The organism is Chryseobacterium sp. SIMBA_038, from assembly GCF_046535115.1.
In the GTDB taxonomy this organism is placed as follows: Bacteria; Bacteroidota; Bacteroidia; order Flavobacteriales; family Weeksellaceae; genus Chryseobacterium.
This window is the reverse complement of record NZ_JAWRXH010000072.1, coordinates 1-329: the sequence shown is the minus strand read 5'-3', so window position 1 is coordinate 329 and position 329 is coordinate 1. Positions and strand designations below refer to the sequence as shown.

Sequence of the window (329 nt, the reverse complement as noted above, 5' to 3'; positions counted from 1 at the left end):
CTGGTCGCGTCGCTCGACGATTCTGCCGGATTTCATCGGCCTGACGATCGCTGTTCACAACGGCCGTCAACACGTTCCGGTGTACATCTCGGAAAACATGGTCGGCCACAAGCTTGGCGAGTTCGCACTGACCCGTACGTTCAAGGTTCACGCAGCCGACAAGAAGGCCAAGAAATAAGGGGCAATCAAGATGGAAGTGAAAGCAATTCATCGCGGTGCCCGCATCTCGGCGCAAAAAACGCGCCTTGTGGCTGACCAGATCCGCGGTTTGCCGGTCGACAAGGCGCTGAACGTTCTGACGTTCTCGCCGAAGAAGGCGGCTGGCATCG

At 57.8% G+C, this 329-nt stretch carries 2 protein-coding genes; both read left to right on the top strand.

The genetic code is table 11. From position 1 onward, the window contains the following. Positions 1-178, top strand: a 178-nt coding sequence (gene rpsS, locus SB689_RS22775; RefSeq protein WP_410694345.1) for a 30S ribosomal protein S19, incomplete at its 5' end; no start/stop codon positions are given. A gap of 12 nt (positions 179-190) precedes the next feature. Next, positions 191-329: large ribosomal subunit protein uL22 (locus SB689_RS22770; protein ID WP_410694344.1), on the top strand; the 139-nt coding region annotated here is incomplete at its 3' end.